Source organism: Acidipila sp. EB88 (genome assembly GCF_003858395.1).
Classification (GTDB): Bacteria; Acidobacteriota; Terriglobia; order Terriglobales; family Acidobacteriaceae; genus EB88.
The window spans coordinates 3114753-3129641 of the sequence record NZ_QWEV01000005.1; the positions used below are offsets into that span (position 1 = coordinate 3114753).

General features: G+C 62.3%; 7 protein-coding genes. 1 reads left to right on the forward strand and 6 read right to left on the reverse strand.

Annotated elements, in window-relative coordinates; genetic code table 11:
• Positions 1–261: 261 nt before the first annotated feature.
• From D1Y84_RS13305 to D1Y84_RS13325, 5 genes are all read right to left on the reverse strand, one after another.
• The gene (locus D1Y84_RS13305; RefSeq protein ID WP_124849125.1) at positions 262–900 is read right to left on the reverse strand and encodes a response regulator transcription factor; all 639 of its coding nucleotides are present in this window, start codon (positions 898–900) and stop codon (positions 262–264) included.
• Positions 897–3893 (reverse strand): sensor histidine kinase, encoded by a 2997-nt coding sequence (locus D1Y84_RS13310; protein WP_158615475.1) that lies wholly within the window; start codon positions 3891–3893, stop codon positions 897–899. Before D1Y84_RS13310 ends, D1Y84_RS13305 begins: the two co-directional genes overlap by 4 nt.
• Positions 3894–4057: 164 nt before the next feature.
• The gene (locus tag D1Y84_RS13315) at positions 4058–7414 is read right to left on the reverse strand and encodes a carboxypeptidase-like regulatory domain-containing protein (RefSeq protein WP_124849127.1); all 3357 of its coding nucleotides are present in this window, start codon (positions 7412–7414) and stop codon (positions 4058–4060) included.
• A gap of 289 nt (positions 7415–7703) precedes the next feature.
• The gene (locus D1Y84_RS13320; protein ID WP_158615476.1) at positions 7704–9464 is read right to left on the reverse strand and encodes a CRTAC1 family protein; all 1761 of its coding nucleotides are present in this window, start codon (positions 9462–9464) and stop codon (positions 7704–7706) included.
• A gap of 112 nt (positions 9465–9576) precedes the next feature.
• On the reverse strand, positions 9577–11223 hold the full coding sequence (locus D1Y84_RS13325) for a tetratricopeptide repeat protein (protein ID WP_124849129.1): 1647 nt from the start codon (positions 11221–11223) through the stop codon (positions 9577–9579).
• A 295-nt stretch (positions 11224–11518) separates the two neighbouring features.
• Between D1Y84_RS13325 and D1Y84_RS13330 the strand changes: the two genes are divergently transcribed.
• Positions 11519–12268 (forward strand): SDR family oxidoreductase, encoded by a 750-nt coding sequence (locus D1Y84_RS13330; RefSeq protein ID WP_124849130.1) that lies wholly within the window; start codon positions 11519–11521, stop codon positions 12266–12268.
• 117 nt (positions 12269–12385) lie between these two features.
• Here the strand turns inward: D1Y84_RS13330 and D1Y84_RS13335 are convergent, their stop codons facing one another.
• Entirely contained in the window at positions 12386–14530 is a 2145-nt protein-coding gene (locus D1Y84_RS13335) for a glycogen debranching protein (RefSeq protein ID WP_124849131.1), read from the reverse strand.
• Between the last annotated feature and the right edge of the window lie 359 nt (positions 14531–14889).

Sequence of the window (14889 nt, forward strand, 5' to 3'; positions counted from 1 at the left end):
GCTACCGATACACCGCTTCTTTCGCGTGAATGCGAGCCGCAACAGCCCACGCTGCGACTTTGCTGCGTCGCCGTGACCTGCATCTCCGCATCGATGTTGCGCGAGTAGCGATCGAGTAGGGCGAATGCTGTGGTCTTCCGCCACCAGCGCTTCCGCAATCGCCCGCCTGAGGCCGTTGACTCCGATGGCCACTTTTACCTCGAGCTCGAACGGCACCTGCGACCTTGAGGTAAGCCTTGGTTGCTTGCTTGGCGGTTCAGCTTACAGGTGCGCCAGGCCTCGTTGCAGTGCGGTGATCACCGCCTGTGTTCGATCCGTCACGTTCAGGCGCATGAGGATCACGCTCACGTGCGACTTCACCGTGGCCTCCTTGATCGAGAGTTCCGTGGCGATGTCGCGATTGCTTCTGCCGCGAACCAGCAGCGACAGCACCTCGCGCTCGCGCAAGCTGAGCTCGCCGTCGCGCGGCCGTGAAGCGAGAGCGCGGGCCACGGGCGCAGGCACAAAGCGCCCGCCGGCATGCACCTTGCGAATTGCGCTGGTGAGCATCTCGTGGGGCATGCCCTTGATGAGGTAGCCGCGTGCGCCGGCTTCGAGCGCCTGGTGAATGTCTTCATCCCCATCATAGGTTGTCAACACGATGAACTTTGCCTGGGGCGCGAAGCAGCGGATCGAGCGAATCGCAGCTGCCCCGCTGCCGTCGGGCAATCGCAGGTCCATCAGCGTGATATCGGGTGTGTGCTCGCGAAACAACTCCACCGCGTCCGCAGCCGTACCGGCTTGTGCCACCACTGTCATGCCTGGCACTGCCGAAATGATGGCAGCCACGCCAAAGCGCATGATGGGATGGTCGTCTACGATCAGCACGCGAATCGGCGCGGTCACTCGGGTCTCGTTCATAGCTCTGCTTTCTCCCGGGGCGGAAACAGGGAGGACCGCTTGAGGCGAAAGCGCACGGTCGTGCCCTGGTTCATCACACTCATCCATTCGATGTGTCCATCCAAACGCGCAATGCGCTCTTCCATGCCGGCAATGCCGTAATGGGACTGGCCGTCGCTGGGTGCAGCGCCCGGGCAGAAGCCGGTGCCATCATCGCGGATCCTGACTTCAAGCTCCTCCGCCCTGAAATCGAAGTGGATCACGATCGAGGTCGGCATCCCATGCAGCACGGCGTTATGCAGCGCCTCCCGAATTACCATCAGGAGTTCATGGGCGATCGAGGAGGGCAACGGGAAAGAGCCACCGTCCGTGGTGCAGTCTACAGGCGTGTTGAAGTCGCGGGCAAAGTGCTCGGCCATCAAGCAGGTCGATTCGAACAGATCCTGCTGCGGCTCATCCCCATGTCGATCGCGGTGGCGAAGGTTCCACACTGCATCCCGCGCCTCGTTGATGGTGGAACGCATCTGGGTGCGCGCATACTGGATCAGCTCTCCACGCAGCGAGTGGTTTTCGCGCTCCAGGCTCGAGACTGCCTCAAGCAGGGCCGACACACTGGTGCAGCCCTGGATCACGGTGTCGTGCATTTCGCGGGCCAGGCGGCTCCGCTCCTCGAGCACGGCTCCGAACCGAAGCTGCAGCAGGCGCATGCGCCAGCGATACGACGCCAGGCTGCACAAGCTCAGCAGGGCCGCGACAAGCGAGAGAAACCACCAGGTGAGGTAGAGATGCGGCTGCTTGCGAAAGTCCAGCACGGCCTCGGAGGTGGACGAGGGATTGTCGAGAGGAAATGCCACCACCTCGAAGTGATAGCGGCCAGCCGGCAGGTTGGTGTAAGTGGCGCTCCGCGTAGAGCCGGCATAGGTCCAGTTGCGATCAAACGGCTTGAGACGGTAGCGGAAGCGGGTCTCTTCCTGCGATTGCAGGGAACCCGGTGCAAATGCAATCTCAAGCCGGGAAACGTCGGCGGTCAGCAGGTGGAGGTCCGAGGGCTTTACCTCACTGCCATCCACGGCCACGCGGGTCACAAGCAACCGGGGTGCCTGGAGCCGCGGTGCCGGCTCGGGCACGATGTGGACTGCGCCACGATCACTGGGAAACCAAAGGCTGCCGTCTGCGCCGATGCAGCCGGAGGGCTGACGGCCGCCATACATCTGGGCATCATCTGCGTCGTAGGGCATGCTGTAGATCGTCACCGGCTGCACATTGCCCGGGGTGCCCGCATTGAGCGCATCCAGCGGGATGGAGAAGATGCTGTTGGGGCTGCTTACCCAGAGCTGGTGAAAGCGATCTTCGAGCAGTTGGTAGATGCTGTTGCTGACCAGCCCCTGCGCAGTGGTGAACTGCAGCAGTGCTCCATCGCGATAGCGAAAGATGCCATGATCGCGCGTGCCGAACCAGAGCGATCCTTCGTCGTCTTCCAGGATGGACCAGACCTTCTCCTCGCGCAGCGCGCGGGTTGCGGCGTTTGTCACCAGCCGCGTACCATTCCATGTGCTGAGCCCCTGGTCGGTTCCGATCCAGACGTTACCTTCGCGATCCTGCAGGAGCGACCGGGTACTGAAATAGGCGAGGCCGTCGCGCATGCCGAAGTTGCGTACCCGGCCGCCCGCGATGCGGCTCACCCCTTCGTCAGTGGCGACCCACATGGAATGGTCACGCGCTTCCAGAAAGCCGCGCACGAAGTTATTTGCCAAGCCACCTGGTGCGGAATAGTGCACAGCCTTGCCCTGCGCGAGGTGAAATGCGCCGCTGCCATCGGTGCCGATCCACAACGTTCCCTGGTGATCGCGGTAGACATTGCGCACCGCGATGCCCGCGATGGCCTTGAAGGTGTAAGGCAGTGCATGGTCGTGGCGAATGGCATACACGCGGGAAGAAACAGCCCAAACCGTGCCGTTCCTGTCACCACTGCCTGGACCCTGTTCGTCGTAGGAGATCGTCTCGAAGTCCGGGTCGAACCCGCCGGGAAGGGGCACCACCCCGACCGGCGTTTTGCTCAGTCGAACCAGGCCATCCTGCGTGCCGATCCAAGTCTGCCCGGAGTGGTCTCCGACCATGCTGAGCACGGTGTTACTGGGCAGCAGACCCGCACCGCTTGCCTTGTGTAATTTGCCGCCCGCGTATGTGTACAGCCCGTGGCCGATCGTGCCGATCCAGAGGGTACCGTCGGCGGTTTGCCGGAGGCTGCGCACGGTAGCCGAGATCCCCGCCAGCAAGGTGAAGCCATGCGTGCCAAGCCGTTGCACCCCTCCGACGGTACCCACCCAGATGGTGCCGTCACTGGTTTGCAGAATGGTCTTGACACGATTCTGGCTGTACGCCCCGCGCAACCTGAACTGCCGCACGTTCGCGCCGTCGAACATCAGGAGTCGCAGCCCGCCTACCCAGATCCGGTGCTCGCGATCCTGGTAGATCGAGTGCACTGCCAGCGATGTTGTGAACTGCGAGGTTTCCACCCGCTCGATCACGCCCCGTGTCATGCGGAACAGACCATTGTCGGTGCCGATCCACAACTGACCCCGCTCATCTTCCACCAGGCTGCGTACGAACCCGTCGGTCAGGCCCTCGGCCGCGCTGTAGCGGTGAAATACGCCATTCTCAAAGTGGAGCAGGCCACCGCCCTCGGTGCCGACCCACAACGTACGGTCATGCGCGGCAAGCAGGCAAAAGACGCTGTTGTCGGTAAAAGCCGGGGTGTTGCTACGACCGAATGAGACAAATCGATTGCCATCGAAGCGGGTAAGCCCGCCCGTGGTTCCGATCCACAGGGAACCGTCGTCCGTCTGCTGGATGGCCTGAACCGTCTCCTCCGGCAGGCCGTCCTGCACGTGCCAGACGCGACGGGTGTACTGAAGGCTTGCATCGGGAAGTGCCTGCGCTGCCGGTACTGGCAGCAGGAAGGCCAGGGGGAACAGCAGCAGGAGGTGACAGCTCCAACTGCAGATACTCTTCATCACTGCTCGCATTCTGCTCTGCCATTGTTCTTGGTTCACGAGCGAGCATTGTAGGGGGTTGCCACAACAGCTTGCATGCGCGGCAGCGTGCAACTCAGAAGCAGCTGCAAAAAGGGTATGCCCGGACCAGAGGCGGTCCGGGCATGCGGTGAGCGTTACGCGATTTAGAAGGTGAGCTTGAGTGCCATCTGACCAACGCGTGATGGTTCCGCGCCCGTCGCCGTGATAGCGCCTTCGTTGCTGTCCCCATTGCCTGAGTCAGGAGCCGCGAAGCTTGGCTGGTTCAGGACGTTGAACATCTCCCAGCGGAACTGTAGGTCGTACCGTTCGCGATACTTGAAGTTCTTGAACAGACCGGCATCGCTGTAATCGAGGGACGGGGCATGCATGATGTTCTTGCCGCTTGAACCGAAGGTGCCGATCGCATTCTGGGTGAATGCGGCTGTGTTGAAGTAATGGCTCAGCCAGTTGGCCTTGCCACCCTGCCGCACATCACGGGGTACCCCCGGCACAACATCGGCCCGGTCCTCATACTGCTGCGAGTAGGAGTTGTTGTTGCCCAGGCCGCCGCCGACGGTGAACGGGAAGCCGGACTGCGCAGTGGTAATGACGCTGATCTCCCAGCCACCGAGCACTTGGCGCAATGCGGGGTTCATGCGCAGGGGAGTCGGCACGGTGTAGGTGATGTTGCCCACAGCGCGCAGCGGCACGTTCTCGCTGGAAGCGCCGTAGTTGTAAGCAAGGTTGAAGGGGTTGGTCAGCTGGTTGGTTCCGAAGCTGACGTTGGCGGACGATGCCAGGTCCATTGTCTTGGCATAGGTGAAGTTGCCCTGGAACTGGAGGTTATGGTTCAGCCGGCGCTCCACGCTGACCTGCAACGCGTGGTAGCTGGCCGTGCCATGGCTTTCCATGTCGAGGATCTCGCTCAGCGCCGGGTAGGTGCTGCGAGCGCCTGACGCTGCGGCGGCTGGTGTTGTCGGGGTGGCAGCGGTGGCCGGGACATAGATGCCAGGGTTGCGGTCGATGATGAACGGTGCGTGGTAGGTCTGTGTGCCGACATAGGCGACCCGCGCGACGGTGTTCTGCCCGAACTGTTGCTCAACCGTCAGGTTCCAGCTTGCCGTCGTCGCAAGCTTGAAGGCTGGATCGATGGTAGCCGGGATGCTGACGCCCACGGGGAAGAGGGCAGTAGAAGCCGGCTTGAGACCGGTTGCGGCAAACGGCGGGAAGGGACTGACGCCGCCCGTACCCGGTGACGAAGCCCACGGATTATCGAGGCTCAGGGGCGCGGTGTTCGTACCCTGCAGATCAAAGGTGGGAGCAAACGGAGCATTGTCGGCCGTGTGGTTGTAGTCCGAGTAGATCATCGGCGAGGTAAACAGGCCGAAGCCTGCGTGGATTGCGGTGTGCGGCATGTTCTTGGGCTGCCATGCCACGCCGAGACGCGGCTCCCAGTAGCCGTACGTAGTACGCATCAGGCCAGCGCCCACGTTGGGGTCGCCAGGAAACACGACGCCCAGTGGCGCATTGGGATACACGATACTTTGCTGCCCGGGGATAAAAGTCGAAGCACGCCCACCCGCGATGGTGGGGGGCAGGTTCGGGTCCCAGCGCAGGCCCGCCGAAAGGGTGAGGTTCGGCTGGGCGCGGAACTCTTCCTGCCCGAAGAAGCCGGGCTGCCATCCAGCAACGTTGGCGATTTCGCCAGCGCCCTGCGTCATCGAGGTCAGGTCGCCGGCGAGGAAGTCGGCAAGCCCGGAGCCGGTGTACTGGCCGCCGAAGCTGAGGATAGGCGAGGTCGGGTACTGGGTCTGCTCCCGCGCGTACTGGTGCTGCACGTTGGTGCCGAAGGTGAGGGTCTGCTTGCCCAGGGCAATCGTCAGCTGATCGTAGATGCCGTAGGTGCTGCGAGCCTCAGTAGAAGGCTCGTAGTATCCGACGTTGAAGCCGTTGCCGCCTACCGAGAAGCCTTCCACGTAGCATTGCCCTGGAAGCTCGGTCACGTTGATGTATTTCGACCAGCAGAACGGAGTGCCGTCTGCCTGGTTCGCCTGCGAACCGTTGCCCGCGTCGTACTCGCTCCAGAAGACCGAGAGCGAGTTCACCATCTTATCGTTGAGCGTCCAGACATCTCCCAGGGTCTCGTTGTAATACCGTTCCTGGATCGCGACGTCGTAGTTGTAGTTGTTGTTGAGCGCCAGCAGGTTGCCGTCCACGTTGGCCGATGGCTGCACAAAGCTGGTGATGAAGGAGCGCAGGGAAACCCGCTGCTTGGGCGTGATGTCCAGGTCGAGCTTGGCCGTGCCCTCGTCGATCTGGTTGATAAACGCCGGTGAGTTGTAGTAGGTCAGGCCATTTGCCTGCTGGCCGACCGGCAGCGTTGCCTTGTCCACCGCGACGGCAGTGGCGTTCAGCGAGTAGCCCGGCAGGAGCTGGTTGGGCTTGCCGTTCAACGTGCCGAAGGGGCAAGTGGCCGACGGTGCGCCATTGGTACAGAGCGGCGTGGAGATGCCGCTGAGATCGCCCCCAAGCATGGCCGCGGTAGGCACGTAGGAGTTCAACTCGGTCGAGGCGGTGGCGTTGCGCGTGCCCTGGTAGTTGGCGAAGATGAAGGCCCGGTTCTTCAGGATCGGGCCGCCGGCAAATCCGCCGAACTGGTTCTGGTGCAGCGGGTCTACCCCGTGCGAGAAGTAGTTCTTGGCGTTGAAAACCTGGTCACGGTAAAAGTCGAACGCTCCGCCGTGGATGTCGTTGGTGCCGGAACGGGTCTGGATCGTCACCACGGCGCCGGGTGCGAAGCCATACACCGCGTTGAAGTTATTGGTGATGACGCGGAATTCCTGTGTCGCGTCGGCATTCGGAAAAGGCGCGGGCAGGCCGAGGTAGGTGTCCATGTTGGGCACGCCATCGAGCAGGAAGTAGGTGCTTCCCTGGGTGCCGCCATTGGCCGAGACCGATGGCTCGGAGCTGGAAGGAAACGAGAAGCCAGTCTGGCTGTAGGTGTTTCCGCCGGGGGTCATGCCGGGGGCCAGCAACACCAGGGAGGCAGGGGAGCGGCCATTCAGGGGCAGCTGTGTCACGGCCGTAGCGTCGATGGTCTGGCCGAGCGAGCCGTTGGTGGTGTTGAGCAGTTCGGCATCCGCGGTAACCGTCACCGTCTCCTGCACATTGCCTGTCTTCAGGCTGACGTTCTGGGTAGCGGGCGTGTCGACATTGATGGTGATGCCCTGCTGCAGGTAGGTTTCAAAGCCGGATACCTGTACCGACAACGAGTAGGCTCCAGGCGGCAGGGGAGCGATCCGGTAGGATCCCTGGTCGGAGGAAGTCGCTGTGACCTTGAGGCCTGTGCCGAGGTTGGTTGCCGTCACAGTGGCGCCCGGGATAGCGGCACCCGACGGGTCGGTCACCTGCCCGGTCAGGCTTGCTCCTACCGATTGCGCAAACGCAAGGGGAGCCATGGAACCGGGAACGGCCAGGGACAAGGCAAGATAAAACGTGTGTCCGCGAAGCATGCGAAACATGTAGCGTCTCCTCCATCAAAACGTGATCGCCACTCCTGCAGCGATCGCGGCCGAACAGACCCCTCGTGGAAACAGTGCCATCCGTGTTTGGGGGTCCGGGGAAGACTCTATGCGCAGAAATCAACGATGCGAATCCGCCTTAAGTCGGATCGCGCTCAAAAAACTGGATTGATGCCGCATGCTGGAGGATCGCCTGTGGCTTCCAAGGCGTGAGCGGTTAAAGCCGCGGAAAGGTGTCACGAAATCGCTGTTCTGAGCCGGTGAGAGCACGGTCGTGACGACGACGGGTTTACCAGTGTTCGCTCTTGACCACGCCCGCCCCTTCGCGGATCAGCACGAGGCGGTTGGCCTCCACATGGGCGATCGTCTCCGTGGCCCCGGAGGGCCAGTGAATCTGGAGCGAAGCGGACTTCTCTGCGCCGAGGCCGAAATGCAACCGCGGGTCGTTGGCTGAGAGGTAGCTGGTCTGGCTGAGCAGTGTCTGCGCCTGCTGTCGGGTGCCATACCGGGCTACGATGCGTGTGCCGATCGCGCTGCGGTTGCTCTTGGTTCCTTCGAGCCGCACCTTGAGCCAGTTGTTCTCAGCGGGCGCATCATTGCGCAACAACGAGGGTGGCTCGTTCTGATTCATGATGAGGATGTCCAGGTCACCATCGTTGTCGAAGTCGCCGAACGCGCAGCCGCGGCTCTGGTGGGCTGCAGAGACACCGGGGCCTGCCTCTGCGCCCATCTGGAGAAAGCGCCGCCCGCCTGGATTGTCGCCAAGGTTGCGGAAGAGCAACCGCGGGCTGCGGCTCGGATAGCGTGTGGGGTAGCGGCTCTCGAGCTCGGGATAGACGGTGCCCGTCACCTCGAAAACATCCGGCAGGCCATCATTGTCAAGGTCCACAATGCCGGCACCCCAGGTAATAAAACGCTGTTCGCCGCCGAGTCCTGCCTCGACTGTGACATCTTCAAACTCACCTTTGCCGCTATTGCGGTACAGCCCCGACGCCTGGTGGAGAAAATGGGTCTTGACGAGGTCGAGGTGCCCGTCGAGATCGATGTCGCCGACCCCGATGCCCATGCCTGCCATCTCGTGTCCCTCGCCGCTGAGCGCAACGCCCCGGGTCAGGCCCTCTTCGCGGAACGTGCCGTCTCGGTTGTTCATCAGCAACAGGCTCGGGGTGGAATCACACGCGACGAAGATATCGGGCCAACCGTCCTCATCCACGTCAAAGGCGACTGCCGTGAGGCCGTACGAACTACGCATCGCTGCGATGCCGGATTGCCGGGAAACGTCAGAGAATGTGCCATCGCGGTTGTTGCGAAACAGGGAATGCGTCGGAAACGGCAGCCCGCTGGGGCCGCAGTTGACCGGCACGCCTTCGAAGCTGCAGTTAGGCATCTGCAGGTTGGGGCGGGGCAGCGTTGCAAAGCTGACGTCGGCATAGTTGGTCACAAACAGGTCCAGCCAGCCGTCGCGATCGTAGTCCACAAAGGTGCAGCCGGTAGCAAATCGGGGCTGTGCGTTCAGCAGCCCGGCCCTGGCTGTGACATCCGTGAAGGTGCCGTTGCCGTTGTTGTGTAGCAGGCGATTCTGTCCGTACGCGGTCAGGAACAGATCCTCAAATCCGTCATTGTTGTAGTCGCCCACGCATACGCCCGTTGCCCAGCCAGTGCTGCTGAGCCCGGCTGCAGTGGTGATGTCCTTGAAGGTGCCGTCGCGATTGTTGTGGTAAAGCCTGGTTCCGCCGCCCGCGGCTACCGTGGCTTCGTGGCGGTCCCCGCCTATCCCTCCAACGATCAGTACATCCATCCAGCCGTCGTTGTCATAGTCGAAAAAAGCGCATCCGCCACCCATCACCTCGATGATGTACGTGGCCTGGGCAGGGTCGCCATAGGGGATCGATTGCGTGAGTCCTGCTGCCTGGGCCACATCGACAAACTTCGAAAATGGCGGCAGCGTCGGTCCGGGCGCAAAGCCGAATGCGCGGGAACGGAGCAGCGAGTCCCCGCACACCGCGGACGCAGTCTTCAGCAGGCGGCGGCGAGTGATTGGGATCGTCATAGGCAGGGGGCAAAGGGAAGCATGCGTGCAGTTGTGCTCGCCAGGCATCGACCAGCGTATGCAGCACCAAGCTTAGCTCACGCTGTGCGGCAGCAGGGAGCCCAAGGTGCCATCAAGGCCGGGCGGGCTGCTCCATGGCGTCAATTTGCTGCAGCAGGGCCCGTGCCCCGGCATCGTTACCGCCCAGCGCTGTCACGTGGTGGAGGGCTTCACGCGCGTCGGCCCATTTTGACTGAAGGCAGAGCGAAGCCGCAAGATTCATCCACGCCTTGCCGAACCCGGGATCTGCCGCAACCGCAAGCTCGAAGTATCGCGCCGCATCCGCGGCATCCCCATCGCTGGCATCCAGGTATCCGAGCTGGTTAAGGGCCACGGCCATGTGCGCATCGAGTGCAACAGCCTGTTGCAATGCTGCCCGTTCTCCGGCCGGGTCGCCTGCCTTGTCGAGGGCCATGGCCAGCTTGTAGGCCAGCACGGGTTCGTGCGGGTCGAGCGCCAGCGCTTCGCGGTAGTCCGCAATGCACTGCTGCAGGTTGCCGGCAGCCGCGGCCTGGTCGCCCTGTTGGGCCTTGTCGGCAGCCTGCGCGCGGGCTGCCTGTGCTTTCAGCTTCTCCTGATAGAGGGTGATTTGCTGCTGCGCCGCCGGCATGTCGCCCATTGTGCGCAGGGCTTTCGCCAGCGCGAAGTGAACTTCCGGGGTGTCGAGCCCCAGTGCGATTGATTGCTCAAGCTCCTGCCGCGCGGCACTCTCGTCCTTGAGAGATCCGTACACCATGCCCAGCCGGTAGTGAGCTTCGGCGTTCCCGGGCTTCGCCGCAATGGAACGCCGCAAGTAATCGCGCGCAGCGGCATAGTCATCCTGCTGCTGGTGCAGCAGCCCCATGAAGTAGAGCAGCTCCCACTGTGCGGGCGCAGAGAGCAGCAGCTTTTGCCCCAGCGCCTCTGCACCGGGGTCGCGCGCAAGTACAAGGGTCTGCAGGAGCAATAACTGTGCCTGCACATCCTGCGGGTGCTGGCTGGCTGCTGCGGACAGGGCTGCGACGGCGTCCTGAAAACGGCTCTCCAGCATCAGCACGCCCGAGAGCGCCTCTGCCAGCTGGAGCGATGCAGGGTTGGCCGCGAGCTTCTTTTGCAACAGCCTCGCCGCGTCCTCGGGCAGTCCGGAGTGGCTCATTGCCGCGGCCAGGTCCAAAGCCAGAGTGTCTGTCAGCCTGCCCGAGGCGTCGGGGGGACCGAGCAACGCCATGACGCCGCTGTAGTTCCGATCCGCGAGCAGGTCGCGGCTCAGGCTTTCAAGCGCCAGCGCCGACGTTGGCTCCCTGGCAAGCGCCAGCCGCCACTCTAACTCCGCTGCATTGCGGTCATTGCCGTGGTCGAGCGCAGTGCCGAGCAGCAGGTGCGTCTGGGTTGCGTCAGGGTCGAGGCGAAGCGAAAGCCTGAGCGGCTCAACGGCCGCTGCGAACTGCCCGTCGGCAGACAGGCTCAGGCCCAGCAGGTACTCGTAGTGGGCGGAGTTCGGCTCAAGCGTGGTGACCTTGCGGAAGCTATCAACGGCGCAGCCAAACTGCTGGTGATCGGCATACCAGGTGCCAAGTGCAGCATGGGTTCTGGCATCGGGCGTGGCGCGCAGCTGCCTGGCGAGGTCTGCGGGAACCGTGCATGCCGCTTGCACCTGCAAGGCTGCGGCACACAACGAGGCGATCAGAAAAGCCTGCGCAACTTTGTGCCGGGTCGCCACTGGCAGCCCAGTATACGCCACGCGCGCGGTGCGCCGGCAGCAGGCGCCTGCACCTTAGCTGTGGTGGCCCATCGGTCACTGTCGAGCTTTCCAGCAGGGCGACTCGACCCGCAAGGGTGCATGGGCGACAGGGTGGGAACTCTCTTACCCAGGTTCATGTGTAACGAATCCCTGTCCACCTGCCGCACTGTCCGCGCTAGAGTTGATCCGTCGCTGCAGCATGCCGCCACTGCCTTGCTGGTGCAAGCCCCGCGTGAAGGAAGCATCGAAGGCCACACGCGGCTGTCGTGCTACATTCCCACTCACGAGGACCACCATGCATTCGGAACACAACAGCCGTGAGCTTCAGGGGCAGGTAGCTATTGTCACAGGCGCAAGTGCAGGACTGGGCCGTGCCACGGCCCTTGCGCTGGCAGCCGTGGGGATGCGGCTGGTGCTCACGGCCCGGCGCGAGCAGCGCCTCCTTGCGCTGCAGCAGGAGATACGCAAAGCGGGCGGCGAGGCAGTTGTTGTGGCCGGGGATGCCGCGCAAGAAGCAACGGCCGTCGCCGCCGTAAATGCGGCGCTGACAGCGTTTGGACGCATCGACGTGCTCATCAATAACGCAGGGGCTGGTCTGTACAAGAGCCTGGTCCATACCACCGCGGACGAGTATGACGAACTGTTGCGCTCGAATCTCAGGAGCTCGTTCCTGTTCGCTCGTCATACCGCGCCGGAGTTCATCCAACAACGATCCGGAACGATGATCTTTGTCTCGTCGGTCGCCGGACTTGCGGGAGCAGCCAACGAATCCGTATATGCCGCGACCAAATTCGCGCAGGTTGGTTTTGCGCAATCTCTGGCGGAGGAGTTAAGAGGTTATGGAGTCAAGGTCACCGCACTCTGTCCCGGAGGCATGAAGACAGAGTTCGCCATTGGCCGAGGCAGAACGACCGAGCAGGTGGAGTCCTCGCGCATGATGGACGCATCTGCCGTGGCCGAAACAATCCTGTTCGTATGCAGGCAGCCGATCAATGCGCGTCTGACACAACTAACGGTGCGGCATATGGGCGAGCCATTTGCCTGAGCATGGAAAGGGTGTCACCAGGCTGTTAAGGGTGACTATCGACGGTGCGCCTCTCAGGGAAGCGCACCGCGCATGTGCGAGCAGCTGGCGCTGGTGCGCTCCGCTCAAGACGCGTTATTAAGGAAGCCGGTCCAGGAGGATGGCTCGCAGCCGTGCGGCGTTGGTCTTGCCATCCATGTTCAGATCTTCCGGCTCAAACCTCAGCACGCCGGTGTGATGCCCCGGGCCCAGTTGCACGAGTTGTCCGCTGGAGCGCCCAAAGTCTGTCCATGCATCTTTGCCTCGCTGCGGCATTACAATCGGCCCAACTCTTGCGGCGTCGATGTAAAGCGTGCGAAGGGCGCACCGGCTGTTGTCTTCAATCGAGTCGCTACCGTTGGCATACTCAAACGCGACGAGGTATTTGCCGGAATCATCCACGTCAAAGCTGAGAGGCACATCTTGTGTCGCTCCCTGGTCGGTGGAGATATATCCCAACTCCGAAGATCCGAGTTTTACCTTGCGGCTTGGAATCGGTTGAACCGGAGCGCTGAGAAACGATGCAAAACCATCGCTGCCGACGGCGGTGACCTGGTAGTCGGTGCGCGTCTTTATGGCCGGCTCGTTCGAGCCCGAGGCGACAGGAAGACTAAGAGAACCGGCTGCGACCCGCTGCCACGGACGCCCATTTTGGTAGACCTGATAATGTTCAGCGCCTTCCACCGGCGCCCAGCGAAGCGTTCCATCCGATAACTGCAGCGTCGGTGTCGCTGGTGCAATCGCACCTTCCACCTGCCGTGGTTGTGGCATGCGAGTGCCCTGTTCCTCCAGCTCAATCACGAGGCTGTGCGCACCTTTGAGGTCTGCGGCAAGAAACGGCTCAGCCGGCTTTCCGTCAAGTGTCGTGCTCTTTACATGGGAGCCATGTCCCTTGATCTCTATGGAGAGCACAGCATCGCGGTAGTGGAAGCCGCTCAGCGATCGATGCTGTCCCCAGCCTGCGGGTACTACCGGGGCGAAGCGTAGGCCAAGCGGTTCAAGCCTCATGCCGAAGAGGACGCGATAGGTCATGGCGAGATTGCCCGCGACACTCCAGAGCTGACGATCGGAGTTGATCGCAGTGCCGACGGGGCTGCCCGTCTCAACAACGAAGTTCTCCTTATTGGTGAGAAACAGCGCGCTGGCACGATAGACAGACGCAAGGCCCTGCGCGACAGCAGCCTCGTCCTGGTGATCCGCCGCAGCCATGCTCCACAATGCCTGCACAAAGGGCCACACTGCGCGATTGTGATAGGGGCGCATGTCGGGAATCTGTGGATACACGGTGGGGATGCCATACTCCATGACCGGCACGGACGACAGCAGGGATGCCTGCCGCGTTTTCGGCGCAAGGCCGGTGAGCATGGTAAGCGCCTGTCCAAGGGCGTCGGAACGAGGAGACAGCGTCTGCCAGGCGGGACCATACAGGTACTCGCCATAAAAGCCCTTGCTCGGCATCCAGAAGTTCTCGTTGACAGCCTTGCCGAGATGGTCTGCCTTCTGCTCCCACGATGTGTCTGCGAGGTTTTGTTCTTTGGCCATCGCGGCGAGCACGCGGTAGACGGCGTAAAAGATCGTGTTTGTGCTCAGGCTCTTGGACTCGTAGATATCGACAGGCTGCATCCAGCGGGGATGGTTTTGATCCCGCCAGTCAAGGAATGATGTTTCTCCTCGCATGAGTCCGTCATTGGGATCGAGCGCGACCGCTTCATCATCCGCGATGGAGTTGCGGATGATGGAGTAACTTTGGGCAAGCCAGCCGCGGTCGCCCGTCGCGAGATAGATCTCCCATGCAGCCAGCGCCCAGCATTCGCGATCGCTCGAAACCGGCCAGCTGCCGCCAGTGCCCGTGTCCTGCACGATACGGTCGCGACGAACCTTGGTCAGGAGGCTCTTTCTCGCCGCATCCGGATCGATGATCGCCAGCGAAAGAAAGATGCTGTAGCTGACGTCCCTGGTCCAGACGCCGGGCCACTGCGCTCCCGCACTGAGCGCGCCGTCGGACCTTTTATCTTTCTGCAGTTCACTCAGTGACAGGTTGTAGAGCGCGTCTCCCAGCGGTATGTCTGATGTGAGCCGGGGGAAGGCGTTGGGTTCTGCTGCAGGCGACCACGTGCGGTCTCCGGTAGCATTCTCGGAGACCGGGTAGTTGGACTGCAGCCCGCCGCCCGGGGTCACGCTCGCCGTGTACGCACCTTCTACTACGCGGTCTGGATACACGTCATACTTTTGCGAGTGAAACATGGGCGTCTGCGCCAGAAGGGAACCACAGGATGTGATCAGGAGGCTGCAGGCGTGTACAGACTTGCGTGAGATCGAGGCGGGCATGCGTACAGGATACCGAATGGAAACGTGCCCGGCACCGAAGCCGTCTCAGCCTGCGGCGAGCCTCATGCAAGACTACGGATTGCGAAGCCGCACTCATCGAGCGACACGCACCCTCGTGAAGCGTGCAGGCACTCCTTGGCTACCCTGTAGGCTGTTGCGATCCTCCTGGTAGTTTGCCGTGTGCTTGCAGATTGGTGATTTGCAGATCCGGGATCGGTGAGTCACTCGCGGCGGAAGAAGCATTCGATAATAGGGGCAGGCACAGGCATAGTTGG

Bases quoted from the DNA above. Each gene is read 5' to 3' on its own strand.
- D1Y84_RS13330 (WP_124849130.1), top strand. From the start codon at position 11,519: ATGCATTCGGAACACAACAGCCGTGAGCTTCAGGGGCAGGTAGCTATT.
- D1Y84_RS13320 (WP_158615476.1), bottom strand. From the start codon at position 9,464: ATGACGATCCCAATCACTCGCCGCCGCCTGCTGAAGACTGCGTCCGCG.
- D1Y84_RS13335 (WP_124849131.1), bottom strand. From the start codon at position 14,530: ATGTTTCACTCGCAAAAGTATGACGTGTATCCAGACCGCGTAGTAGAA.
- D1Y84_RS13305 (WP_124849125.1), bottom strand. From the start codon at position 900: ATGAACGAGACCCGAGTGACCGCGCCGATTCGCGTGCTGATCGTAGAC.
- D1Y84_RS13315 (WP_124849127.1), bottom strand. From the start codon at position 7,414: ATGTTTCGCATGCTTCGCGGACACACGTTTTATCTTGCCTTGTCCCTG.
- D1Y84_RS13310 (WP_158615475.1), bottom strand. From the start codon at position 3,893: ATGAAGAGTATCTGCAGTTGGAGCTGTCACCTCCTGCTGCTGTTCCCC.